The 23,082-nt window shown below is 37.2% G+C and carries 34 protein-coding genes; 17 read left to right on the top strand and 17 right to left on the bottom strand.

Annotation, left to right across the window (positions count from 1 at the left end):
* The first annotated feature begins 137 nt into the window (after positions 1–137).
* The 3 genes from V7121_RS09245 to V7121_RS09235 all read left to right on the top strand — a co-directional run bounded on the left by V7121_RS09245 (position 138) and on the right by V7121_RS09235 (position 1,868).
* Positions 138–587: a DUF4944 domain-containing protein gene (locus V7121_RS09245; protein WP_335546424.1), complete on the top strand. Its 450-nt coding sequence runs from the start codon at positions 138–140 to the stop codon at positions 585–587.
* A gap of 263 nt (positions 588–850) precedes the next feature.
* Complete coding sequence (locus V7121_RS09240; RefSeq protein WP_335496832.1) at positions 851–1,399, top strand: DUF4240 domain-containing protein; 549 nt, start codon at positions 851–853, stop codon at positions 1,397–1,399.
* A 202-nt stretch (positions 1,400–1,601) separates the two neighbouring features.
* Positions 1,602–1,868 carry a hypothetical protein gene (locus V7121_RS09235; RefSeq protein ID WP_335496829.1) on the top strand — a complete coding sequence of 89 codons (267 nt, stop codon included), beginning with the start codon at positions 1,602–1,604 and terminating at the stop codon, positions 1,866–1,868.
* A 515-nt stretch (positions 1,869–2,383) separates the two neighbouring features.
* Here the strand turns inward: V7121_RS09235 and V7121_RS09230 are convergent.
* Positions 2,384–3,208, bottom strand: coding sequence for a MerR family transcriptional regulator (locus V7121_RS09230; RefSeq protein ID WP_335496826.1), 825 nt, complete (start codon positions 3,206–3,208; stop codon positions 2,384–2,386).
* A 121-nt stretch (positions 3,209–3,329) separates the two neighbouring features.
* Between V7121_RS09230 and norA the strand changes: the two genes are divergently transcribed.
* The 8 genes from norA to V7121_RS09190 all read left to right on the top strand — a co-directional run bounded on the left by norA (position 3,330) and on the right by V7121_RS09190 (position 9,390).
* Complete coding sequence (gene norA / locus V7121_RS09225; RefSeq protein WP_335496823.1) at positions 3,330–4,523, top strand: multidrug efflux MFS transporter NorA; 1,194 nt, start codon at positions 3,330–3,332, stop codon at positions 4,521–4,523.
* A 31-nt stretch (positions 4,524–4,554) separates the two neighbouring features.
* Positions 4,555–5,004, top strand: a complete 450-nt coding sequence (locus V7121_RS09220; protein ID WP_335496822.1) for a DinB family protein — start codon at positions 4,555–4,557, stop codon at positions 5,002–5,004.
* Between the two features lie 90 nt (positions 5,005–5,094).
* Complete coding sequence (locus V7121_RS09215) at positions 5,095–5,481, top strand: DUF1259 domain-containing protein (protein ID WP_335496821.1); 387 nt, start codon at positions 5,095–5,097, stop codon at positions 5,479–5,481.
* 193 nt (positions 5,482–5,674) lie between these two features.
* Entirely contained in the window at positions 5,675–6,457 is a 783-nt protein-coding gene (locus tag V7121_RS09210; RefSeq protein WP_335496819.1) for an alpha/beta fold hydrolase, read from the top strand.
* 165 nt (positions 6,458–6,622) lie between these two features.
* Positions 6,623–7,111 (top strand): CBO0543 family protein, encoded by a 489-nt coding sequence (locus V7121_RS09205; protein ID WP_335496818.1) that lies wholly within the window; start codon positions 6,623–6,625, stop codon positions 7,109–7,111.
* Complete coding sequence (locus V7121_RS09200; RefSeq protein ID WP_335496817.1) at positions 7,111–7,578, top strand: CBO0543 family protein; 468 nt, start codon at positions 7,111–7,113, stop codon at positions 7,576–7,578. Before V7121_RS09205 ends, V7121_RS09200 begins: the two co-directional genes overlap by 1 nt.
* A gap of 317 nt (positions 7,579–7,895) precedes the next feature.
* Positions 7,896–8,285, top strand: a complete 390-nt coding sequence (locus V7121_RS09195) for a DoxX family protein (RefSeq protein ID WP_335496815.1) — start codon at positions 7,896–7,898, stop codon at positions 8,283–8,285.
* A gap of 88 nt (positions 8,286–8,373) precedes the next feature.
* Entirely contained in the window at positions 8,374–9,390 is a 1,017-nt protein-coding gene (locus tag V7121_RS09190) for a pirin family protein (RefSeq protein WP_335496813.1), read from the top strand.
* Between the two features lie 154 nt (positions 9,391–9,544).
* Here V7121_RS09190 and V7121_RS09185 read toward each other — a convergent pair whose 3' ends face one another.
* Positions 9,545–10,180: a LysE family translocator gene (locus V7121_RS09185; RefSeq protein WP_335496811.1), complete on the bottom strand. Its 636-nt coding sequence runs from the start codon at positions 10,178–10,180 to the stop codon at positions 9,545–9,547.
* Positions 10,181–10,506: 326 nt separating this feature from the next.
* On the opposite strand from V7121_RS09185, the gene V7121_RS09180 reads away from it, so the two are divergent.
* Positions 10,507–10,983, top strand: a complete 477-nt coding sequence (locus tag V7121_RS09180) for a GNAT family N-acetyltransferase (protein ID WP_335497150.1) — start codon at positions 10,507–10,509, stop codon at positions 10,981–10,983.
* A 113-nt stretch (positions 10,984–11,096) separates the two neighbouring features.
* On the opposite strand, the gene V7121_RS09175 is transcribed toward V7121_RS09180, so the two are convergent.
* The gene (locus tag V7121_RS09175) at positions 11,097–11,543 is read right to left on the bottom strand and encodes a PaaI family thioesterase (RefSeq protein ID WP_335496809.1); all 447 of its coding nucleotides are present in this window, start codon (positions 11,541–11,543) and stop codon (positions 11,097–11,099) included.
* 333 nt (positions 11,544–11,876) lie between these two features.
* Between V7121_RS09175 and V7121_RS09170 the strand changes: the two genes are divergently transcribed.
* Positions 11,877–12,338, top strand: a complete 462-nt coding sequence (locus V7121_RS09170; RefSeq protein WP_335496807.1) for a GNAT family N-acetyltransferase — start codon at positions 11,877–11,879, stop codon at positions 12,336–12,338.
* Positions 12,339–12,409: 71 nt separating this feature from the next.
* Here the strand turns inward: V7121_RS09170 and V7121_RS09165 are convergent, their stop codons facing one another.
* Positions 12,410–12,835: a MaoC family dehydratase gene (locus V7121_RS09165; RefSeq protein WP_335496806.1), complete on the bottom strand. Its 426-nt coding sequence runs from the start codon at positions 12,833–12,835 to the stop codon at positions 12,410–12,412.
* 269 nt (positions 12,836–13,104) lie between these two features.
* Here V7121_RS09165 and V7121_RS09160 point away from each other — a divergent pair, with 269 nt between their 5' ends.
* Positions 13,105–13,431: a hypothetical protein gene (locus V7121_RS09160; RefSeq protein ID WP_335546422.1), complete on the top strand. Its 327-nt coding sequence runs from the start codon at positions 13,105–13,107 to the stop codon at positions 13,429–13,431.
* 81 nt (positions 13,432–13,512) lie between these two features.
* Here the strand turns inward: V7121_RS09160 and V7121_RS09155 are convergent, their stop codons facing one another.
* The 6 genes from V7121_RS09155 to yiaA form a co-directional block, all read right to left on the bottom strand.
* Positions 13,513–13,722: a hypothetical protein gene (locus V7121_RS09155; RefSeq protein ID WP_335496802.1), complete on the bottom strand. Its 210-nt coding sequence runs from the start codon at positions 13,720–13,722 to the stop codon at positions 13,513–13,515.
* A gap of 93 nt (positions 13,723–13,815) precedes the next feature.
* Positions 13,816–13,998 carry a hypothetical protein gene (locus V7121_RS09150; RefSeq protein WP_335496800.1) on the bottom strand — a complete coding sequence of 61 codons (183 nt, stop codon included), beginning with the start codon at positions 13,996–13,998 and terminating at the stop codon, positions 13,816–13,818.
* A gap of 108 nt (positions 13,999–14,106) precedes the next feature.
* Positions 14,107–15,111, bottom strand: coding sequence for a DUF3231 family protein (locus V7121_RS09145; protein WP_335496799.1), 1,005 nt, complete (start codon positions 15,109–15,111; stop codon positions 14,107–14,109).
* A 236-nt stretch (positions 15,112–15,347) separates the two neighbouring features.
* Positions 15,348–15,929 (bottom strand): hypothetical protein, encoded by a 582-nt coding sequence (locus V7121_RS09140; protein WP_335546420.1) that lies wholly within the window; start codon positions 15,927–15,929, stop codon positions 15,348–15,350.
* A gap of 179 nt (positions 15,930–16,108) precedes the next feature.
* A complete protein-coding gene (locus tag V7121_RS09135) occupies positions 16,109–16,339 on the bottom strand; it encodes a hypothetical protein (protein ID WP_335546418.1) in 231 nt (76 codons plus the stop codon).
* Positions 16,340–16,807, bottom strand: a complete 468-nt coding sequence (yiaA, locus tag V7121_RS09130; RefSeq protein ID WP_335496797.1) for an inner membrane protein YiaA — start codon at positions 16,805–16,807, stop codon at positions 16,340–16,342.
* A gap of 283 nt (positions 16,808–17,090) precedes the next feature.
* Between yiaA and V7121_RS09125 the strand changes: the two genes are divergently transcribed.
* Positions 17,091–17,438: a VOC family protein gene (locus V7121_RS09125; RefSeq protein WP_335496795.1), complete on the top strand. Its 348-nt coding sequence runs from the start codon at positions 17,091–17,093 to the stop codon at positions 17,436–17,438.
* Between the two features lie 69 nt (positions 17,439–17,507).
* Here V7121_RS09125 and V7121_RS09120 read toward each other — a convergent pair whose 3' ends face one another.
* Complete coding sequence (locus tag V7121_RS09120) at positions 17,508–17,945, bottom strand: Rrf2 family transcriptional regulator (protein WP_335496793.1); 438 nt, start codon at positions 17,943–17,945, stop codon at positions 17,508–17,510.
* Between the two features lie 207 nt (positions 17,946–18,152).
* On the opposite strand from V7121_RS09120, the gene V7121_RS09115 reads away from it, so the two are divergent.
* Positions 18,153–19,016: an SDR family oxidoreductase gene (locus tag V7121_RS09115; protein ID WP_335496791.1), complete on the top strand. Its 864-nt coding sequence runs from the start codon at positions 18,153–18,155 to the stop codon at positions 19,014–19,016.
* 47 nt (positions 19,017–19,063) lie between these two features.
* On the opposite strand, the gene V7121_RS09110 is transcribed toward V7121_RS09115, so the two are convergent.
* A complete protein-coding gene (locus V7121_RS09110) occupies positions 19,064–19,660 on the bottom strand; it encodes a hypothetical protein (RefSeq protein WP_335496789.1) in 597 nt (198 codons plus the stop codon).
* 351 nt (positions 19,661–20,011) lie between these two features.
* On the opposite strand from V7121_RS09110, the gene V7121_RS09105 reads away from it, so the two are divergent.
* Complete coding sequence (locus V7121_RS09105; protein ID WP_335496787.1) at positions 20,012–20,452, top strand: DUF4362 domain-containing protein; 441 nt, start codon at positions 20,012–20,014, stop codon at positions 20,450–20,452.
* A 428-nt stretch (positions 20,453–20,880) separates the two neighbouring features.
* Here the strand turns inward: V7121_RS09105 and acpP are convergent, their stop codons facing one another.
* From acpP to V7121_RS09080, 5 genes are all read right to left on the bottom strand, one after another.
* A complete protein-coding gene (gene acpP, locus V7121_RS09100; protein WP_335496783.1) occupies positions 20,881–21,108 on the bottom strand; it encodes an acyl carrier protein in 228 nt (75 codons plus the stop codon).
* A gap of 129 nt (positions 21,109–21,237) precedes the next feature.
* Positions 21,238–21,405: a hypothetical protein gene (locus V7121_RS09095; protein ID WP_335496781.1), complete on the bottom strand. Its 168-nt coding sequence runs from the start codon at positions 21,403–21,405 to the stop codon at positions 21,238–21,240.
* 133 nt (positions 21,406–21,538) lie between these two features.
* Positions 21,539–22,015 carry a hypothetical protein gene (locus V7121_RS09090; protein ID WP_335496779.1) on the bottom strand — a complete coding sequence of 159 codons (477 nt, stop codon included), beginning with the start codon at positions 22,013–22,015 and terminating at the stop codon, positions 21,539–21,541.
* Between the two features lie 184 nt (positions 22,016–22,199).
* Entirely contained in the window at positions 22,200–22,682 is a 483-nt protein-coding gene (locus V7121_RS09085; RefSeq protein ID WP_335496776.1) for a hypothetical protein, read from the bottom strand.
* A gap of 190 nt (positions 22,683–22,872) precedes the next feature.
* Positions 22,873–23,082 (bottom strand): hypothetical protein (locus V7121_RS09080; RefSeq protein WP_335546416.1); only part of this gene is annotated, 210 nt, incomplete at its 5' end.

The raw sequence follows: 23,082 nt of genomic DNA, 5'->3' as shown, positions 1-23,082 counted from the left end.
GAACCAGCTGCTATAATGGCGGCTTTTTCTTTTTGTGCGAACGTGAAGCGGATTAGTTGAAGAGGGAAACGAAATTTTTATGTAAAAATATCCATTTTATCCCTAATGTGCTAAAATTTTCTGAAGGGGGAATAAGCGTGGCAGGGAAAAGACTTTTTCTATTTATCTTAATTGCTGTACTGTTAATAGCTGTGACTGGTTGGAAAATTTACGATTATAGACAGTGGAATTATCCTAGATGGGAAGGGGCAAGTGATGATGGAAACTGGAAAGCTGTGATAGCACAAGATAAAAATGCAATGAAAGATAGCCTTTTTGGAAATGTTTACTGGAAAGGTAATAAAAATGAAGTGAGCAAAACTTATATTAAATTTATCCAACTGCGGGTTGATGGCAAGTATTACATTGGTGATAAAAAGGAAAGAACTGAAAAATCGCAACAAAAAATAAATCCTATGAATTTGAGTTTTTTAGATTGGGACGGTGCTGAAAGCTTTGAGAATAAAAAGTTAGTTGTAGAGTTGCATTGGAAGAAGAATGGGCAAGAAAAAAATACTAAAATTGAATTGAAAAAGGTCGAAGAGTGATTCCAACTATAATATAAATACTCAAAAAGAAAATTAATCATATAGATGGTTGGGAATCATTAGAGACCATTAGTGTCTGTTTTACTTATCTTTGACGGTTTTCCATTTTTAATAATTATTTATTTCTCATTTATGGGGTTTATATCTTCTACGGCTTTTTTGCATATTTATATGGTTTTGACAAAAATGGAATTGAAAAAAGTGTAATAGACTTTTAATGTCGAACTTAGGAATTATATAAAATAAAATGGGGGTTTAATGTAGTGGAACAGAAAGAATTTTGGAGTTTAATTGAAAGGTCCAGAGAATTTGGTGATCAAGCGGAATGGTTAACAGAGGTACTAGCTCAAAAAGGGTTAGAGGAAGTTATAGATTTTGAATTTTTGTTTCAAAAATTAATGAATGCAAGTTACACATCTCGTTTATGGGGAGCGGCCTTTGTTTTGATGGGTGGCTGTTCAGATGATGCTTTTGATTATTTTCGAGGGTGGCTGATTGGACAGGGAGAAGAAATATTTAATAAGGTAATGAAAGACCCTGAATTTTTAGTAGAATACATAAATGAAGATAACCTTGATGAGGAAGGGTTCCCACAAAATGAAGAATTGCTTTCGGTAGGATTAGGTACCTATACTCTGATAAAGACGGGTGATATTGAATGGGATGATAATCTATATGATGAGCTAGTAGAAGCTATTAACAAAAAGGGATTACAATCTGTAACGGACATAGAATTTGATTGGGAAGAAGATGATTTAGAAAGTTTATTCCCTGTTTTATGGGAAAGGTTTGGGGAAGAACCACTAGGTTAATAAAAGGTTATTTGAAGAATCAATTGTTTATATTATTACTATTACGACCAATGAATTAAAAATAAAATAGAGGTGGAATATGAAGAAATTTATGTTTCTAATTTTTTTCTCCCTAATTTTTCTAGCAAGTTGTTCGCAAGTAGATAGTATGCATAATAGAGGATTAGAGAAATCGATAAGTTCTATTTTGGAGAAAAAAAGCGTGTCGGAAATAGATCTTAATTCTCTTACGGACTTTGATTGGGATAAAGCATACCTAATCACTCCTTACACTGATCAAGAAACCATCAATAAGCAACTGGGTGTTAAATTTAAAGACCCAACTAATATGGTTTATCGAGATGATATATATTTGCTTGTATTTCTTAATAAGAATAAAGTAGTCCAGTATGTTGAAATCCCCACCAAATATGGACAGTTGAAACACGGCGGAAATAAAAATAGTATTACCCTTCAAATGCAATCATAAAGATACAAGAAAGTTAGTTCGTTATAACATGTCCGTTTAAATTTCTTGGACATTACATTCAACCCACAGTATTAGTATGTGCCTGCAAATGGTTAATATGAGGTGAGATATTGCACTAAAGATGCAGGTTAATTCAGGAAAGATTCCGAGGGGGGCTATAAACTGGGTGATACAAATGAGTTTGTTTTAAAATGGGTAGCATACATTTGCTTCTCCTATCTTGCTTTATTAGCCCTTTGGGAACTATTTGCTTTTATTTGGATAGTCATCTTGAAGAGAAGAGATTACGACCGCACTCTTTTCTGGATAAAACCAAGGTCAAAGAAAAAATCCAAGAATAAGAAAAAGAAAAGAGCAAAATAACCAGGTAAAAAATGTACTAAACATACGGGTGCGATGATCAATTTTAATAGAAGGCCTATTTCTAAGGGGTTGTTTGTTTGATACGCTGATAGAAATGCTATATTCGCTGATTGAACCGTGATTTTCGCCGATTGAAGTGGCAAATTCGCTGATTAACGTTCAACTTGAATCATAATTTTGGTAACATATTGTTCCTTATGATTCATCACAACTGTATCATAAATATACTCTTCAAAAACATAATCACCTAAGGCTAAATGTAGTCTATCCATCTCTGATAAAAGTCGCTTATATGTTTTATGTATTGTTTTCTCATCCCCAATATGATATCCAATGAGAAAATCACCTTTCACAGCCTGAAAATACGGATAGCCCACCTTTGGATGTGGTTGCTCAATATATAAAAAGCTATAATTAGAGAATTCTCCCTTCATTACGTTCTCCCGTTTCGTAATACCACCAATTGGATACCCCGAATCCAGATGAGAGATGTTCAATTCATTAATAAAATCTGAAATCACTTCAACAAATTCTTCATCCGTTATATTTTCAATGTTTCTACTAAGGTAAAGTGTTGCTTCCGGTAATGATTGTAGCGTAATTTGTTGAAAATCAAGTTGTGATGCTTCTTCCATTAATGCTATTTTTGCATCAATCATTCTTTCCTTCATTTCAATCTCCTGACGCTTTTTCACAATCTCTTCTTTTTTTTGATGCATTAATGATAAGAAACTTTCAGGCGATTTATTTTCTGTATATTGTTGAATATCGTTCAGCGACATACCCAAATCCTTTAATAAATCAATAACAAAGAATAGTTCTATTTGGTGAATTGAATAATAACGATAACCTTTTTCATTTTTCCATTGGGGAGACAAGAGTCCAATTTGATCATAATAAAAGAGGGTCTGTTTGTTTACCTTACAAAGCTTCGCAAATTCCCCAGTCGTTAAATACTTGCCATTTATTTTATCCATTTTTTACAGCACCACCCTTGACTATATAGTAACTATATACACTACGATGGAAATTGTAAAACAAATGAAAAAAATACAAATTTGTTTAAGTTATTTGTTTTGTTAAGGAGAATGTAAAAAGATGAAGACTCATAAAATCACCTTAGGATTATTATTAATGAATTTATTTATAGCCTTTTTGGGAATAGGTCTTGTTATTCCTGTATTACCTACGCTGATGAATGAATTGGGGATAACCGGGAAAACAGTGGGTTATTTAACCGCAGCTTTTGCCATCGCTCAATTGATTGTTTCACCATTTGCAGGGAAAGCAGCCGATCAATTCGGCAGGAAAATAATGATTGTCATTGGCTTATTTATTTTCGGCATTTCAGAATTCTTATTTGGGATGGGAAAAGGAATCGAAATGCTATTTATTTCCCGCGTTTTAGGGGGAATTAGTGCTGCGTTCATTATGCCAGCAGTTACAGCTTTTATTGCTGATATTACAAATTTGGATACCCGCCCGAAAGCACTCGGTTATATGTCAGCGGCCATTAGCACAGGATTTATTATTGGTCCAGGTATTGGCGGATTCTTAGCGGAATTCGGAACACGCATTCCATTCTTCTTTGCAGGGGGACTTGGTACGATTGCGGCTATACTTTCAATTATTTTATTATCTGAGCCGAATCGTAGTGAAGAGAATAATGACCAAGTTTCCAATGGGAAGATTGGGATCAAACGAATTATTGACCCAAAATATTTCCTTGCGTTTATTTTAATCTTTATTGCCTCATTTGGATTAGCCGCTTTTGAATCATTCTTTAGTTTATTTGTAGACCATAAATTTCAATTTAAACCATCCGATATTGCCATTGCTATCACAGGCGGTGCCATTTTTGGGGCAGTTTCACAGGTCATCTTATTTGATCGTCTTACAAAAATTTGGGGTGAAATTAAACTGATTCGATATAGCTTAATATTATCAGCCGTCCTTGTCTTTTTAATGACTGCTGTTCATTCCTATTTCTCTATTTTACTTGTTACATTTATTGTTTTTGTAGGATTTGATATATTCCGGCCAGCAGTTACTTCATACCTTTCAACTATTGCCGGGAACGAACAAGGTTTCGTTGGTGGAATGAACTCTATGTTTACAAGTTTAGCGAACATTAGTGGACCAATTATAGGGGGGATATTATTTGATATAGATATTAACTATCCTTATTACTTTGCGACTATAATCCTGTCTCTGGGTATAGTTGTTACATTGTTCTGGAAGAGGCAAGCAAGTGATTCTTCAGAAAAAGTGAAGGCTAGTGTAGTTAATTAAGGAAATTGATTAATTGGTGGTGTGAATATCATTGAAAACGATCCAAAAGATGTATGAGCATTTAAATTGGGCCAATCAACGTATTCTTGAAACACTGCAAAGTATGGAAGATGAGAATCAAGAGGTGTGCCGTTTATTTTCTCATATCCTTTTTGCAGAAAAAGTATGGATCACTAGATTACGAGGATTGGACAGTTCACAACTGCCCATTTGGTCAGAGGTCGATCTTGCAGTATGTGCAGAACTTGTTAGGCAAAATGAAGAGAGTGTAACAACATTTCTTACTAATTTAGACAGCACTGACCTAGATAAAATAATATCCTACACAAATAGTAAAGGAAATGAGTTTAAGAATTCTGTGCGGGAGATTCTAACCCATGTCGCATTGCATGGTCACTATCATCGCGGACAGATTAACTCACGACTTCGCTCAGATGGTATGGAACCGATTAATATGGACTTTATTACGTTTGTGAGATAGATATTTTTAAATTCTTTATTGTTTAGTCTAGACAAGCCTGTCCTATCCTGCATAAGTTATTTAGAGAAAATAATGAAAGGAGGGATAAATATGTCATCATGTCAAAAACTTGCAGATATTATTGGAGGAGAGGTTATTACTGCTGCCCCTGTCTGTGTAGTTCAGCGTCTTCGTGATATTAATGCTACTATATTAGGTCGTCGTACTCGTTCCCCATTAGCCCTTCCATTCGCCCTTTCCTTCGAAAACAACCGAAATGGTCAAACACTTAATTTAGGTGAATCTGTTGTTCTTCAAAAAGAAATCAACCCGTTCCTTACTGCATTACGAAATCGAGGAATTATCGTTACAGCCGTTCATAACCACTGGCTGTTTGATAACCCACGTTTAATGTACATGCACTGGGAGAATGTTGGAAATCCATTTGAGTTTGCAAGAAATAGTATCGAAGCAGCCAGAGAAGCAGGCCTATTCTAAGGACAAGCCATTGTTAAATTTTGACCTTCATATGAAGGTCTTTTTTTTTACTCAATAAAAGCGTATTCAACTAACATTGCAGTGGCTCCGAACCTTATCACCGACGACCAGGCATGCGAATAAGTCATAGGTATTCACCTATATTTCCCTAAATGAATATCTTATTGGTAAGGCTTTTTTAGGGGGAATCGGAGTGGGATACTATGTAAGTGTAGATTCAGGCGTAAAATTATATGTAGAAGATATCAATCCTGAGGGCGGTAAGACGATTGTGTTTTTACATGGTTGGCCGCTAAGCCATGAACAGTTTGAATATCAATTTGATGTTCTTCCTTTTATGGGATACCGCTGTGTCGGAATTGATTGGAGAGGATTTGGAAAGTCGGATCGGCCAATCAGTGGATACAGTTTTGACCGATTGGCGGACGATATCCGGGCAGTGGTGGATGTCCTTCAATTAGACCATTTCACACTTGTCGGTCACTCGACAGGTGGAGCCATCGCGCTTCGTTATATGTCCCGACATAATGGTTTCGGAGTATCCAACCTTGTCCTTGTAGATGCGGCCGCTCCGGTAGGTTTTACGACAGAAACGGCGACTAAATTCCTTACTCAATCGTTAAACGACCGTCCGAAAATGATGCAAGAAGTGACAGACAGCTTTTTCTTTCAATATGTAACAAACTCATTCTCTGAGTGGTTTTTTCAAATGGGCTTACAAGCAGCTGGTTGGTCAACGGCAGCAATCATCAGGACATTACGAGATGAAAAACTGTATGCAGATTTGCCAAAAATACTCGTCCCTACCTTAATAGTTCATGGTGTTCACGACAAAGTAATTCCCTTTGCCCAGGCTCATGAACTCAATCAAGCGATAAAAAATTCTCAGCTAGTTCCATTTCATTACAGCGGTCATGGACCTTTCTGGGAAGAACGTGACAAGTTTAACCAACTATTAAGGCAATTTATTGGTTGATCGTCCTCTAGAGTTGTGATCATTAAGCTGCCATTTGGCGGCTTTTCTTTTTGAAGTAACGGGGTCAGCGATAGTTGAATAAAATTAAACTCTGGCCCTATCTTGGTATGTTTAAAAAAGGAATGGAAGATAATACAAATATCAATTCTTTAGGAGAATAACCGAATGAATTTTGAAAGATGGATGTTACTAGGTTTCTTGGTTTTAAGCATCACGGCCATTTTTAAATTGGTGCCCAAAGAGAAAGCAAGAGATGCCTGTGTTTTATTCTTATTTCTCCAAATGATAAGTTGGCCAGCTGGTCTATTTGTAGTTGAAATGGGATGGATTGAATATCCTACTCAGTTACTCTCCATTTCAAATCAATATAACAGGACAAGTTTCGCTTTTGAATTTTGCATTTTTCCTATTGTTGCCGTTTTTTTTAGTCTGTATTATCCAAAAAAAGCTAAATTTAAGGGTGCCATAATATATTACCTAGCATTTACTGGTTTCTTCACTTTCTGTGAGGTAATTCTTGAAAAGTACACAACGCTGGTGGAATATCACGGATGGAAATGGTATTGGACGTTATCATCGGTTATTGTTTCTTTATTTTTGAACCATAAATATTATCTCTGGTTTAAAAAAAGACTGGTAAAGGTTGAAGGCTGATGATGAAAGAAATTCTAATTCTCATCTTTTCATGGTTAATATCTATTGCTTTATTGTTAAAATTCATACCGAAAGAAATGAAAAGGACGGCTCATATCACATTTTTATTTGTTTCAACCGTCACATGGATTTATGAATACCTCCAATTATTACTTGGGTTGGTGGAATTTCCGTTTAGAGAATTTAATGTAGCAACAAAAATGAGTTTTTCTCTTTATTATCTTGTGTATCCAACATTTGGAGTGTTTTTTATTACTTTGTATCCTATGGAAAAAGGAAGACTACGGATCTTTATTCATTTTTTCGTATTTGCCATAGGACTTACAATCTATTCAGTTATCATTGAGAAATACAGTTCATTAATTACATTCAAAAAATGGGACTGGCCTGCTAGAGTTTTGAGTAACCTCATTATTTTATATATTGTTAAAAGATTTGTATTTTGGTTTAAAAAGGGACTAGTATAACACTTTTTTCTCCTGAAATTCCCCAGTGCCACTAGAACCATACAAACGGTCTATTCATTGCAGTTTTTCAGGATGAAAAAAGGATATTGACAATCGAGTTTATACGTAGTAATATTTATCTCAGGTTAAAGATATTAGATTTCGAGATTATTTAAAACGAATCTCATTATCGATAAATAATGATGTTAAAAGGAGGTATTACAAAAAAGAACGCGGTGAAAAATTGAGACTAGAACTATGATTTTTTTTGAGTCGATATCTCGAATTAAAAATATCTTAATTTAAAATAATTTTTTTAAAAAAAGGGGAAATGAAAAATGATGGATTTAGGCTTATTTATTATACGTTTGATGGTCGGTGTGGTCTTTGTGTTTTACGGTACGCAAAAATTATTTGGTTGGTTCGGAGGATACGGGATCAAGGGAACGGGCGGCTGGTTTGAATCGATTGGGGTTAAACCAGGAAACGTGGCAGCAACATTATCTGGACTTGGGGAATTATTGAGCGGAATTCTCTTTATCTTGGGCTTATTTTTACCACTGGGGGCGGCTCTCATCACAATCATCATGTTAGGTGCCATTGCAAAAGTACACGGACCGAAAGGCTTTGCGAATGGTGCTGGCGGGTATGAATATAACTTAATGTTAATTGTAGTATCCATTGGAGTTGCCTTAATTGGTTCAGGAGCATACGCTCTACACTTTTAAGTGAACACAAAGCAACTTGCTACACTCGTTAGTGGTAATTATAGTAAAATTTTAGATGGGCTTTTTATCAGTGAAGGGGGCAAAATCCATGGCAAACGAAAAAATTCTTGGAATCCAACGATTGGGTTTTCAATGGCAGACGGAGGATCCGTTTTTAGTCACGATGCACCATCGAGATGCTTATCCTTCAGGTAATGATAAGCAGGGACCTATTACTTCTTTGGAAGGTAGGAATCTAGGCGAGGATTTTACGTTGAAGGATGGATTTAGAATGTACCACGGGACTACGGTGCCAGGTTTTCCAGCTCATCCTCACCGTGGATTTGAAACCGTAACGGTTGTTTTAGAAGGGTTGGTTGACCATTTTGATTCGACTGGCGGCGCCGGACGCTATGGGAATGGCGATGTTCAATGGCTCACAACGGGTAAGGGAACGATGCACAGTGAAATGTTCCCGCTCGTCGATCAGGATCGCGAAAATCCACTCGAGCTTTTTCAAATTTGGTTAAATCTCGCAGCTAACAGTAAATTTGCTGAGCCAGAATATAAGATGCTTTGGGCTGAAGACATTCCGGTAATCTCATCAACTAACGCAAACGGGGCGAAAACCACTGTCAGGCTGATTGCAGGGAATTTACAGGGGAAAAACAGTTTAGAGCCAACCAAGGCTTCTTGGGCAAATGACCCAGTTCATCATGTTGGAATTTACCTTATTCGGATGGAACCACAAGCAACTTTCACGCTGCCAGCTGTTGCCGAAACATTGAACAGGAATCTGTACTATTATCAAGGAAAAGAGATTCAAATAGATGGAACATTGCTCACAGCTTCTCACCGCGCGAAGTTAGTGGGCGGCCAAGAAATCGAGATAACAAACGGAGAGGAAGAGTCTTATCTGCTCGTTCTAGAAGGTGAACCGATTCAAGAACCTGTTGCCCAATACGGACCATTCGTGATGAATACAGAACAGGAAATTCGCGATGCCTTCAACGAATATCAGCGAACACAATTCGGTGGCTGGCAATGGGGCAGCTACGATCATGTAAATGAGCGTGAATCAGGAAGATTCGCCCGCCATTCAGATGGGAAAATTGAAAAGAGGTAACACTGAGTTAGTGAGCCTCAATAGACACAAGAAAAGACGTATGAATTAGCATACGTCTTTTCTTATTTATGGGGGGTCAATCAGGTTAAGCCTCCGAGCTGATAAATAGACGGAGGAATTCCGCTTATTTTGAAATTTTTGTTAGAAACGGTCTCTAGTGATGAACTTTTTCCAGTGCTAATTTAATACCAAAACCGATCAGTATCGTACCTGTGATGCCTTCAATTACTTTTTTTGTTTTAGGCTTTTTCATAAAAGCACTAATCCGATGAATCAACGAGACATAAAGTAAAAACCACACCGCAGTCAATACGATATAAGTGATGCCCAATATTAGAAATGGGAAAAAGGTATGACTTCCAGGTTCCACGAACTGAGGCAAAAAAGTTAAGAAAAAGACCGCAACTTTGGGATTTAGTAAATTGGTAAGGAAGCCTTGTTTAAAACAAGCTGGGCTCCTTAGCTGTTTCTCTGTGTTCATTTCAATACTTGCTGCTGTTTCATCCTTGTTTTTCAAGGACCACAAGGCTTTCACACCCATATAAAGTAAGTAAACGGCACCCACGTATTTGAAGATAGAAAACAATAATGCTGATCTCATAATGATTGCTGAAAGTCCGAATACAGCAGCTGAAGTATGGATACAAAGGGCACAACATGTACCTAGAGCAGATTTAAGACCGCCCAATTTTCCAACTGAAATAGTATTCTTTGTAACCATCGCAGTATCGGGGCCAGGTAAAATAACTAAAAAAACACATAACATGACAAACGCATAGAAGTTTACCAATACAGTATCTCCCTTCCTATATAGTTAGAATTCTTAAACAATATTATATAGTAAGTCGTAGTTGTTTACCTGAAAAAAATCATCGGCCAAATGTACTTGGGGACAATTCTCCTGGCACTTTTTGCTGTTCCTTTGTGCACCCATGATCATCCGAGGGGTCCATTGCCGAACTGTGAGCTCCTTTAGCCAAATTTCGCTTAATCTAGAATGAGCATCATTATGGTTTCTTGAACTTTCCATATGGTATATTTATCCATATAAAAAGAGTTAGGGTGGTTGTTTTGGGGAAAAAAGAAAATGATATAAAAGTAGAAAAGTGTATAAAGATGGAGGAACATCTAAATGAACTTGTTGACCTTCTAATTGATGTTGTGGAGGAGGGTGCGTCGATTGGATTTTTACGACCACTTGACCCTTTGGAGGCAAAACAGTACTGGGAGAGTGTGCCAAATCCCAATGTTACCATTTTTGTTGCTAAGATCAACAACAAAATAGTTGGCAGCGTGCAATTACATCTATGCTCAAAACAGACGGGCAAACACCGAGCTGAAATTGCAAAATTATTGGTTCACCCCAATTATCGCCGGAAGGGGATAGCTCGTTTATTAATGGAGTCGGCACATGAAACAGCATTAAAAATGGGTAGAACACTATTGGTTCTCGATACGAGAGAAGGTGACCCCTCCAATTTACTTTATCGGTCCTTAGGATATGTTAATGCAGGGCGGATCCCTCATTATGCCATGAATGAAATCGGCAACTTCGATGCGACCATCATTTATTATAAAAATTTGATGGAGTAGGTTGTGAGTTTAGACAGGTAAAGCATACTTTGAGCTGAAATAAGTGCCAAGGGGACGGTTCCCCTGGCTCTTTTTTTGCTGTTACTTTGTGCAAGCAGACCGTCCCAGTATCATCACTTTGCCTGAACTCTTTTTCGATCAGCATTTCCCTTCAGCACCATGCATGTGCTAGTAGAATGTGCGACAAGACTTTGTTTGTGATCATAAATATAGCATTCTAGCAATCCGAGAGAGGCACCTTTTTTAATTAATTTCCCCTCCGCACGAAGCTTTCCTTTAAAAACGGGTTTAAGGAAATTCAACTTTAATTCAACTGTTGAAAAAAGCTCATCATCAGCCAGGGTAGTAGCAAAGGCATATCCCATCGCTGCATCCGCGATGTCGCATAAAATGCCCCCGTGCAGCGTCCCCATTGGATTATGTAACCTTTCAGTGGCATCCAATTCAACCACAACTCGACCCTCTTCCACCTCTACTACGTTAAAACCAAGTACCTGTGCAGCAGGAGAACCAGGTATTTCACCGTTTGCCATTCTCCTTAAACCTTCTAAATGATTCATTATTTCACCATCCTATAAAACTTATGACATATTTTCCGAGACTTATAACCTATATTTGGACACTAATGACGTATTTCTAAAACTTACGACATTTGCTGGATAATAATTGGAAGTAACCTGAAACCCTAGTTAATTATGACATATTTTCAGAGCCTTATGACATAAATTTGCACACTTAGCACGTATATTTTCAAACTTACGACATTTGCTGGATAATAACTGGTAATCATAGAGTCATTTTCATTTTAGTGCTTTATAGTGTGTAAGGGCGATGGTTAGCTTTATAATGATAAGAATACTATATTTAGGGGAAAAATTGGGGTGTGCGTTTAGATGAAACTTAGTATTAAAAAAAGCAAATTGGAAGATGTAGAAGAATTGTTAGCTATACAAAAAGAAGCTTTCGCAGAAGATTATGCATTATACGAAGATCATGCTTCAACCCCCGTAAATGAAACGGCCGAGAAACTAATTGAAAACATAGAACGTTTTTTTCATTACACCATCTGGTGGGGCAACGAAGTGATTGGGGCGGTCGATCTTCGACCATTGGATGAAAACCGCTTGAGATTAAGCAAACTATTCCTAAGAACCGATTTTCAAAATAAAGGGCTTGGAAGTAAAAGCATCAAGTTAATAGAGTCAGAATTTCCATTAATCAAAGATTGGAGCCTATACACTCCATACTTAAACAAAAGAAATCATCACTTCTATGAAAAATTGGGCTACAAAAAAATAGGTGAAGTACAAATTACTGAGAAACTTCAGTTATTTAAATATGAAAAAATAGGTTAAGTTTGTGCCGCGGGGTTTGTGACTAAATAAAATGGCTCAGTATAGTTCTACTGAGCCATTGGCTTATATTGTTATCGCTTAATCAATACTGATAACTCACCTTCAAAAACTTTCTCTTCTTTATCATTGAAGGTAGATAACAAGACAGTTAGGATACCTGTTTCATCTTTAGTTGCTTTCTTATCAATCACTTCAACAATGATTTGCAATTCATCTTCAGGATACACTGGCTTAATAAATTTAATTTGATTCATCCGTGTTCCAGCAATGACGTCCTCGCCATAGCAGCCTTCTTCCACCCAAAGCTTAAAGGAAATAGCTAGCGTATGTATACCAGAAGCAATTATCCCATTAAACCTACTCTGATTGGCCTTTTCCTCATCCAAATGCATATATTGAGGATCAAATTCACCTGCAAACCTCATAATATTCTCTTTTGTTAATTTTAATTTTTTCGTATGGAACACTTGTCCAATTGAAAACTCATCTAACTTCATTCTTACACCTCAATTATGTCGTTGTTGTCCTTGTTAATTTTAGCATCACATACTCAATAAGTGTAAAATTCAAAGTCTGCTTAGTTATGGGTGTAATAATATCCCGGCAGTTCCCATTCTTCTAGTAGGAGTTTTAATTAATGTTGGAGAATATTAATAGTAAAATAAACACTGCTGGAGGAGCTTTATTATGACCAGTTTTAGCAAAGTAGCTAATGCGTTAAAAAAGGTATTAAACACGAACCAATCAATCTTAAAAAGGATAGGGGATGTTTAAAATAAAAAAATTAATAACCATTGTGATTACGTTAGTAGTTTTAGCAGGTTTGAATTATGTTCTTACATATTATACCCATACAAAATTCCTTGATTATTCATTCTTTGTTGGAATGGTTGTAACCATAATTATCTGGTTTTTTACCTCAAAGGGTGGGTATTCGTCAAGGAGCTTAGATATGACGGTTCAAGGTTCAACAGGGATCAAGATGGATGCACAAAAGTATGAGTTTTCACCGAATATTGCTTTTCTGACCTCCTTGGCCTATACCATCATTACACTTGGAGTCATGCTATATCAGTACAGAAGTTATTTCTAAAAAATTCCAAGCGGACGGTTACTTTATCCCATCACAACCGTCCCCGTGGCCCCGGAGTCCCCAAAATAAAAAAGCATCCGATTATTCGGATGCATACTTATATATTCCATGTAAATATACGGAGTATTCTCTCTGTACATATTCTCGTAATTTAATTCTTTTTTCTGTTTCTAACAATCGAACCAATTCTTGAATCTTTTTTTCATTTTCTTTTGTTGTAGGAATCTCTAATGAAAACAAATTACCTCGACTACTGTTTAGTAACTTTTTTAATAACTCAATTTTATTCATTTGATATCCCCTTTAGATACTATATTCGACATAAAGGGGACTTTTTCCTTTGAACATTTCAGTATTTATTTATTTTTCACAAAAAATTTGATTTTAAGCTTTTTTATAACTACCTTCAACCAATCTAATCATATCACGCCCTGAAATCTTTTCTGTTTCATGGTAACCTTCATCATCACGTAAACTCAAGGACCAGCTGCTATCGTTATCTTCATTTAACTTATATAACTTATTGGTAAAAACATTTGTATAAAAATCACCATTTCTTAGCCTCATACTTTACCCCTCTCTTTTGTATTTAACTGTATTATGCCCAAGTTACTAACCTGGAGCCATTCGACAAAAACAGTTTAAAAAATAGGGGAGATATGCAAATTTGTTATACTATATTTCTTTTGCAATTTCTTTTCTATTAGGAGCAAGAGGGGGCTGTTCTAACCATTTATTTTGCACCATTAAGTTATACCATTTTTTTGTAACCATTAAATTTTTTAGAATAGTCCCTTCATAAGCTGCTACGAGGTCTGTTCGCATAGATGTTGCTAATCCCGCTCCATGATAGTTTTGTGCAGCTTGGTATAAGAAACCAATATGGTGCAACATTAACTTATCAGAAAAAGGGGAGTCCGTTGAAGTTGTTACTTCCGTTTCCCATGATTTTGGGACTGGCAAATTATCTGACTGCATAATCTTTGAAAAAGCTTTTATTTGTCCATCAGCCGCTTTCTCTGAATCGGTTAAAAACTGCCTTACCTCTTTTAATTGAGCAACTTGACTGAATGCAATAGAAAGGGTTTTAGTCATAATGCTCTTTTTAAGGTTTAAAGAAAGACTAATGATTTCTACCGCTGATAATGTTCTTCCCTTTCCAAAAAATCCATCTGTGAAATCTTGGCTGGAAATATATTCAGGGTTTTTAGCTGGATAAAATAAAGGGTCTCTTTGAAAGCTGCCTTTCTCAAGCAATAACTCAATGGTTTGATGGTACATTTTTTTCGCATCGTTATCACATGAATCGTAAAATTCTCTTAAGTCTTTTCTAACAGAAACAGCTAAAGATGTGGTGTGTCCCAGTAACCCATGTAATGTCATGATATGCAAATAATTTAGGCAAAATATATCCGTGAATAATCTAGGTTTACCTTTAAAGAGGTCAGAATCAGTAAATCCAATGGGAACGGGAAATCCCTCGTTCTCCAAAAAAGTGACGATTTGCCTTTTTTGTTTTTCAAAGGTAATAATAGCTTCCTCAAATATAGCTTTAATCGGCTCATCTTCAATAATAGAAACCATATATTTATTTACCATATCTACCGACGTGCCGTTTACATACTCTCCCCAAAGTGTTCCTATTTCTGAAGATGTAAGTTTTAATTTATTCCCATCCATATTTACCACCTCTAAGATATTATTTACCAATTTAATAAGTGATATGAATTTTCTTGAAGAGTTAGAAACTAACATGAATAAGGAAAATGATGGGGAAATAACTTTAGTTAAAATTGGGGAAATGGAAAATGACTATCAAAAGCTCCTTTGATAGTCATTTTTTAGGAATATGATTTCCATAAGATCAGAATATAGTTACATTGAATCACTCAGCCAATAGCAGTCGACTACCTTAACTAATCCTTCTGATTTCCCCCATAAATTATTTGACCGTTTGCATTATAAACGGTTACCTTAACTGGTAATTTCACTTTAGCTTTCGAGATCGTAACATACCAAACCCACAAATTATCTCGAACGAAGAATCTGTTTGGCTGTATGTTGCCTTCACTATTGATAACGATGGTCTTGGCAGCATCTTCAGCAAATCCGTAAATAACGGATAAATCCTCTTGGATATTGCTTTTTGCTCGCCAGTCAATGGGTCCACGTTCTGTCCTTTCCTCTCTGAACTCCTGAAAATCCATCATTGGAAAAATAAACTTTTTAAATTGAGTAAACTCTTTATTGGTAAGGACAGGATAGATGGCCGTACTATTTTCGACAAACACTAAATGGGACTCCGCATCATACATAAGAATCCTTTTGCAATCGCCAAATTGTGTGGCGACTCGTTTACAGATATCTTTTTCCAAGGAAGTCGTAGGAATAACGAGATGTTCAGGTTTTTTAACCGGGTCGGTAGGACGTGCAACTAAATAAAAAATAGTCAAAATGACAACTAAACAGAGTACAGTCACCAATCCTTTTTTACGCATTTTATAGCCCTCCATTTAATATGATTCAGGCAATTATATTATAAACTACAAGTTCCTATTTGGAGAAAACCTGACCGTAATTTGGCAAGTGGCAGATAAGATGCTACAAGTGGCAGATAAAAAGTTTTTACACCAAAATTGTCGATAGTTTTCTTATCTAAAGTGTAAAATTACATTGTTTAATTTAGGTATTTATGGTTTACCAAACAATAATTCTCTTCAATGAGCGAATTTCCAGCTTCAATGAGCGAATTTTGGACTTCAATGGGCGAATTCTGGACTCCAATGGGCGAATTCCCGGCTTCAATGAGCGAATTCCCAGTTTTAATGAGTAAATCTAATAATTCAAATGTATGAATCAAAAAGAAAAAGGCTATCGATGGTTTTTCGACAGCCAATTTTCTCGCCAATCAATCTCTTTCTCTTGCCCGCTGCGTATCTCGAATATTCTTTTGAACCGTGATGGCTGCGAAAACACTAAGCACAAACGACATGCCATAAAAGCCTTTCTCACTTAAATCGATGCTTCCGGCATTGAATAGCCCGATTCCCATTAAAGAAATCGATACAATAAGGGCAAACCAACTGATCCCATAATAAATATTGGTCACTGGGATTCCTTCATCTTTATCTCGTACGGCTTTTTGTAATGATACCGCTGCATAGAGTCCAAACACTAAAACGGCAAAGTAATAACCTTTTTCGTTCAGTTGCATTGCTGCATTATACAAGCCGATTAGATATGCCGCGACCCCTACTAAAAGCGCAGCCCATGAAGCCCCTATGAAAGCCGGAGTCGGTTCTCCCTCTTTCCGTTCTACTTTTTTTGAATTCTTTTGTTTTCCTTTCTCTAATAAAACCTCATTCTCAGTTGACATCAAATGCTCGCCCCCCTCTTTTTATCTATAAAATTAGAGCATTACAAATTCATTATATAGAAATCCCTTACAAATAATAGATAAATTTATTAAAATTTACCATGCGAGAGTCAGCAGGAAAATTTTTAAAAAAATCTTTCTCAAAATGCTACAAAACACCTTGGATTTCCCACAAAACACTAATGAGAGTGACAAAGCCAAAATTAATGGTCAGAAGGAGTTTGTTTTTATATCTAGAATTTAATAAAATAGAAAAATTAATGAAGTGAGGGAGATCAATATTATGATAAAAGGTTTCGGTGGAGTATTTTGGAGGACTAAAAATCTAGAAGCTGTGAAGAAGTGGTACAGTGAGGTATTGAAGCTTGAAATAAATGATTGGAATATGACGATTATCAAACCACAACCAGAGAATGAAACAATCTTTTCGTTCTTTACGGAAGATGACAACTATTTCCCAACAGAACAGCAAGTGATGTTAAATTTCCAAGTGGAAAATCTAACTGAGATGATGAAACATCTTGAACAAATAGGTGTACCTCTTGCAAAGGAACAAGAGGCTAGTGAATTTGGTAAGTTTATTTGGATTAAAGATCCTGAAGACAGACTAATTGAACTTTGGGAAAAGTAACGGTTCTAGCGGCCTACATAGAGTGAAATCAGGACCAGCAGAACCGTCCCCCTGGTCCCCCTGGTCCTGTCAGCACTCCATCTTCTCTTTTTTGTCAATATCCGTCACTACATCCTCGAGGGTTACGCTCCCGAGAACCTTCTCCATGGCTAGTTGGGCCGCTTCGAATAACGGTTCGATTGTATTTTGAATATTCCTGCCTACGGGACATTGGGGATTCGGATTGTTATGGACACTAAACAGCTCTTTTTCCTGAACCACATTCACGGCCTTGTACACATCAAACAGGGTAATCTCCGATAAATCCTTGGCCAGTTTAGCCCCGGCAATGCCAGGATGCACCTCGATTAAACCTGCTTTTTTAAGCATTCCCATCAGTTTTCTGATCACGGCGGGGTTCGTGTTCACACTAGAAGCGATAAATTCAGACGAACTGGTCCCCTCCCTATTAAAATCAATCAGAGTTAATATATGAATTCCGACAGCAAATCGGCTGCTGATCGACATCTTCAGTCACCATCCTTAGTTTCTTTCTGTTTTGTAATTTTCCTATTTTAACGTGTAATTGATTTGATTACAAGTATATTATACCAAATGAAAACTAAATATAGATAGAGTATTTAATCTGTTGACAAATGATATACATGTAACTAAAATGAATACAGGTAATCAATTTTGTTACAACAAAATCAAATCCAATGGGGGAATCACAAAATGAAACTATTAGTTACAGGAGCAACAGGGAAATTAGGTTCAAAGATTGTTGATTTTTTATTAAAAACTGTACCTGCAAGTCAGTTGGCTGTTAGCGTTCGTCAGCCGGAAAAAGCCGAAAGTCTGCTTGCTCAAGGTGTAGAGGTGCGCCTTGGCGATTTTGACAAACCAGAAACATTGGAAGCTGCTTTTGCAGGGGTTGACCGCCTGTTAATCATTTCGGCAGACGGCGACAATGAAACGAGAATTCGTCAGCATACCGATGCAGTCGCGGCGGCGGAACGTGCAGGGGTTAAATTTATTGCTTACACCAGTCTAGCGAATGCAACAGAAAGTAAGAATTTAATGGCTCCGCCGCATGTGGCGACCGAAGCAGCCATCATAAAAACAGGTATTCCATACACTTTCTTACGCAACAATTGGTATTTGGAAAATGAAATCGGAAGCATCCAAGCTGTCTTGGCCGGTGCCCCATGGGTAACTTCTGCTGGAGAAGGGAAGGTAGGTTGGGCGCCGCAACAGGATTATGCAGAGGCGGCCGCTAAAGTTCTTGTCGGTGAAGGTCACGAAAATGCCGTGTACGAACTTTCAGGTCCACTTTTAACACAAGCAGAATTAGTCCATGCGCTTGGTGATGTATTAGGCAAAGAAATCCCTGTCCAACAAGTGACGGATGAGACCTATGCCGAAATCATGAAGGGTGCGGGGCTACCTGATTTTGTAATTCCGATTGTAGTGGGAATTCAGGAGAGTATTCGAAATGGCTCATTGGCAGTAGAAAGCAACGATTTTGAGAAAGTCCTTGGCCGTCCGGTAACACCAATCAACGAAGCTTTAGCCCAAATTGTTTCTAAATTGAATTAAAAAAATGGCTCAGTGAAATTTTACTGAGCCATTGCTTTTTTACACCGTCAAAGTCTTCCTTCAAGGATTTGCTTTCGATACTGAACAGCTGCAAGTAATTTATACCCTCTAAGTGTAGGAATCATCGTATCGAGCAGCCCAACTGCCTCATCCATTTTCCCGGCATACACAGCCTGGTCGACATCCAACATCTTTAAAAAGAAGGCATCCTTGATCTTCTTTTTATTTTGTTTCAATGCTTCCACGTCGCCTTCATTAATAGCGATATCTGCCAAAGCGTACCACTTTGTCTTATGGCCAGCCATTTTCATGAGAAGCTCTTTGGCTTTTCCGTATTGTTTTCGCTCCATTAACAGCATCACTTCGGAGGTTTGCCTCGATTTTTTGGAACGAATTTTCCCCAGCGCTTGTTCAGCCGTCGATAGGTCCTTATTAAAAGAATGGTAAAGGAATTGCAAATGCGGCGCTTTTGATTTTCTTAGATACGCCATCATCTTGTCTGCATCTTTCCCAAATAAAAGCGGGTTGCGTAGCATGAAAAAAAGAAACACGACAATCAATATGCCATACATAATCCAAATGGGAACCTGAAAAATCCCCATTATAAACGCAAACAGAACGGCAAGCAGCAAAAACCAAATCATAGAATCCTCCGTACAAGTTTTTTCTTTCTATTTTACCATATAATTATCAATACTCGAGCCGATTCCCATATGTAGAGAAGCATGGTCAACGCCTTGATTTCCATATATTGTCTAACTGTACTTAATACCTGATTTTTCGTACTTAATGATTAAAAAATGGTACTAAACCCCTGATTTTTTGTACTTAACTATCGAAAAATTGCACTAATAAGTTAATTTTAGAGAGTTACGAAACCCAAAATAGGAACTATTTTTAATGAAAAAAGAAACCAAAAGTACCTCAAAACAGCAAAAAAGCAGATAAATGGAACTTAGATCAAGGAATTCCGTCTAATTTTATGGAGGTGCATGATGAAAATAAAAATTTTTTCTACCATTTTATTATTGATGCTTTTAGTTAGCTGCCAGCAGGGGGCAACGGACAATCCGAAATCTCCTTATCCTTCTGAGAAGGCCATTAAGAATGGAGATATCGTTAATGTACACGGAGAAATAACGAATGTGGACAGATTTAATCAATTTATTAAAAATGTAAATCAAAAGGTCGAGGATAAAGTTCGGATAACAAGTTATACCACAGAGGGAGACCCAATTTTCTACAATTTGAACTTTAATGGGAAGGAAATTGAATACACGTATGATGCTTCACAGGATAGTTATGGAGGGTCTGATAAACAAAGTACTACTTGTTCGGTGATAGTTAGTTCAACTAATGAGAATGGAGTGGAGTACCATTTAAGTAAATGTTCCTCGAATGTTGGCGAAACGTTTTATTTTCAAATTCCGAAATAAGAAACTCTCGCAAGATTCTAACGTATATAAACAAACCACACACCATATGCTGCAGTAGGATGTAAAAATCTTGAAGGGAGTTACCCCTCATGCAACGGATAAAATTTATGTTCAAACAATTCCTAACAGAGCCTTTGTGGTTTAAACTATTGATCTCTACAACTCTGCTTATTTCCATCACTTTTAGTAGTTCATATTTTTCAAATCTTGCTTACTTACAAAGCGGTTCGAAATTAGCTGCAGCCATTTTTTTGTTGCATACGGTATGAAGATGAGAAGGAATCGTGTAATTTCCGTCATCTTTTTTGCTTTCGCTGCTATATGTATTTATCTATCCATCCAAGCAATATAAAGTGCCAAAGGGACGTTTCCATGGCCTTCTTAAAGATGCTCTTGAGCCACTAGAACCGTCCCTCGGCACACAATTGTTAACGGTTTTCAATATATTTTACAACGTCTCCAACGGTTTGGAGTGTTGCAGCGACTTTATCACTAATTTCGACTGCAAATTCATCTTCAATTTCCATCGTCAGGTTTACCATATCAAGCGAATCAGCTTCGAAGTCGTCCTTAAATGATGCTTCCAGTCTGATATTCTCCATTTTGACGCCGAGTTGGTCGGCAATAATCGGCTTTAACTTTTCAAATGTGGTCATTGGAATCCTCCTAATATATCATACCCACCATTATAACAATCCTAATCGGAACCTAAAACATAAAAATATTACCAATCAATTCCACTTTCGTTTTGGGTTCGCCGAAAAAAAATAGACAGGTCCCCCCGTCTATTTACTCATTTGATCTAACTTGTCAGCAATCCTAGTAAGGATTTTGTTCTTTTCCTGCTGTGTCTTAAGTAATTTAACCAAAAACCAGATAACAAATATAACGGGAGCTATGTAAAAGAGTATTGATACGAGTGGGAAAATGGTAAAAAGGGCATCGCCAGACATGAACAAGCCTCCTCTCATTTTTTGGTAATTATACCATATTAGGATAAGAGGTTAATAGAGTAAAACCCCGTTTCATTAAAACGGGGGTTAATTTGGATAGTATCGAGTTAATGTTTCTACCGAATTTTAATGATCAAACATGCTTCAATGCTTTTAAATGCTGCAGGTGTATGCCAATATGACCAATGCCGATGATGATTGCGGAGGCAATCAACCAAATTACTTTTCCATAGATACCTAATAGCAAAAAAGCAATCACAGGCAGACTGGCACCAGGGACGGGAATTCCATAGAAGCTCCGATAAAAATTTTCCTCCGTATGCTCGTGAGTGAAATACCGTATCCAACTAATCTCATAAATTACCATCAGCAAAAAGGAGGCAATTAGCCACCAGCTCCATGCGGAAAATGGAGCGAGATTATAATCGGTAAAAATCAGGATGCTGCACGTACAGCATGCTTGCCCGACACGCTCGAAAAATAATAATATTTTGCTTTCCTGGGCAGGATTATAGTCAATTGGCTTATGTTTACTCCAGATGAAGTTGGGAATCCAAAGCATCAATAAATAGATCAGACCTACATATGAAAATCCTAAATGACCTAACATAATAAGACCTCCTGTTAAGATTCAGTCACTAATTATACTTATTTTACCATTTATTGAACAGGAGGAAATTACATAAAAAGGAAACTATTGTGAATTTTTCTTCAACAAAAGAGAACCGTCCCCCAAATACCAAGGGGACCGTTCTCCTGGCTCATTAATCATTTTATTTGCGTCCCCTGGTTTCTTAACACCAAACAATAATTCGATATGGTGTGGTTTGGGCTGGGATACTTTTTGTGGCGGGTCCATAAATCACAATAAGATTTCGGCTGGCTGGGTTTTTGGTGAACGGTTGCCCATTGGTTAACACGATTTGGGTATATGGGGATAAATTTAATCGTAAACTTCCGTCGCTACTTACCAACTGATGATCAAAATAATCTACCTTTACAGTTTGATAGGTGCTGTCTTTTACGATAACAAGTGCTCGGTACTGTGGCGGATAGATAAGAGGAACCGGTGCGTTCCCATCATAATATCCTGTTACTTGGTCTCCTATTGCTACCACCGTGTGGTCAACGAAGTAAGTTTGCGGTGTAACGACAAAATTTACGATCATTCCAGCCCCATTGTCCACCGTCATTAATTTCGTACAGCCTTCTCCACTTGACTCCATAAAGTCACTAATCATGGTGACTGTCCCACGAAAAGCAAGAAATTTAATCATATTCGTTCCTCCATATCTCAAAATGCTTTGTTTAAATTATGTGGGTCAATGCCTATGTGCCTGTGTAGATGCCCATAACGGTGAGGAAAATGAAGAGATAAATCCAAATTTATCAGGTGTACAAGTTTATAGGCGAGTGTCTCAAGAATATGATGGGGTGAGATCAAAAAAAGGAGTGTAAGTATGTACCCTAATTATCTACCTCATTATTATAACCAACCATATAGTCAGCAGAATTATTTAAATCCACCGTCATTCCAAGATGAGTATTACTACTATGATGAACGACAACATGGCGGGGTTCAACAGCCACCGCCATTCTCCCCACCTGGTCATGGACCAGGGTCTGGGCCGCCAATGGGTCCACCACCTGGGCAGGGTCATGGGCAGGGTCATGGGC

The organism is Neobacillus drentensis (assembly GCF_036962125.1).
In the GTDB taxonomy this organism is placed as follows: Bacteria; Bacillota; Bacilli; order Bacillales; family Cytobacillaceae; genus Neobacillus; species Neobacillus drentensis_B.
The sequence above is the reverse complement of the archived record's forward strand: the minus strand, read 5'-3'. Positions and strand labels throughout refer to the sequence as shown.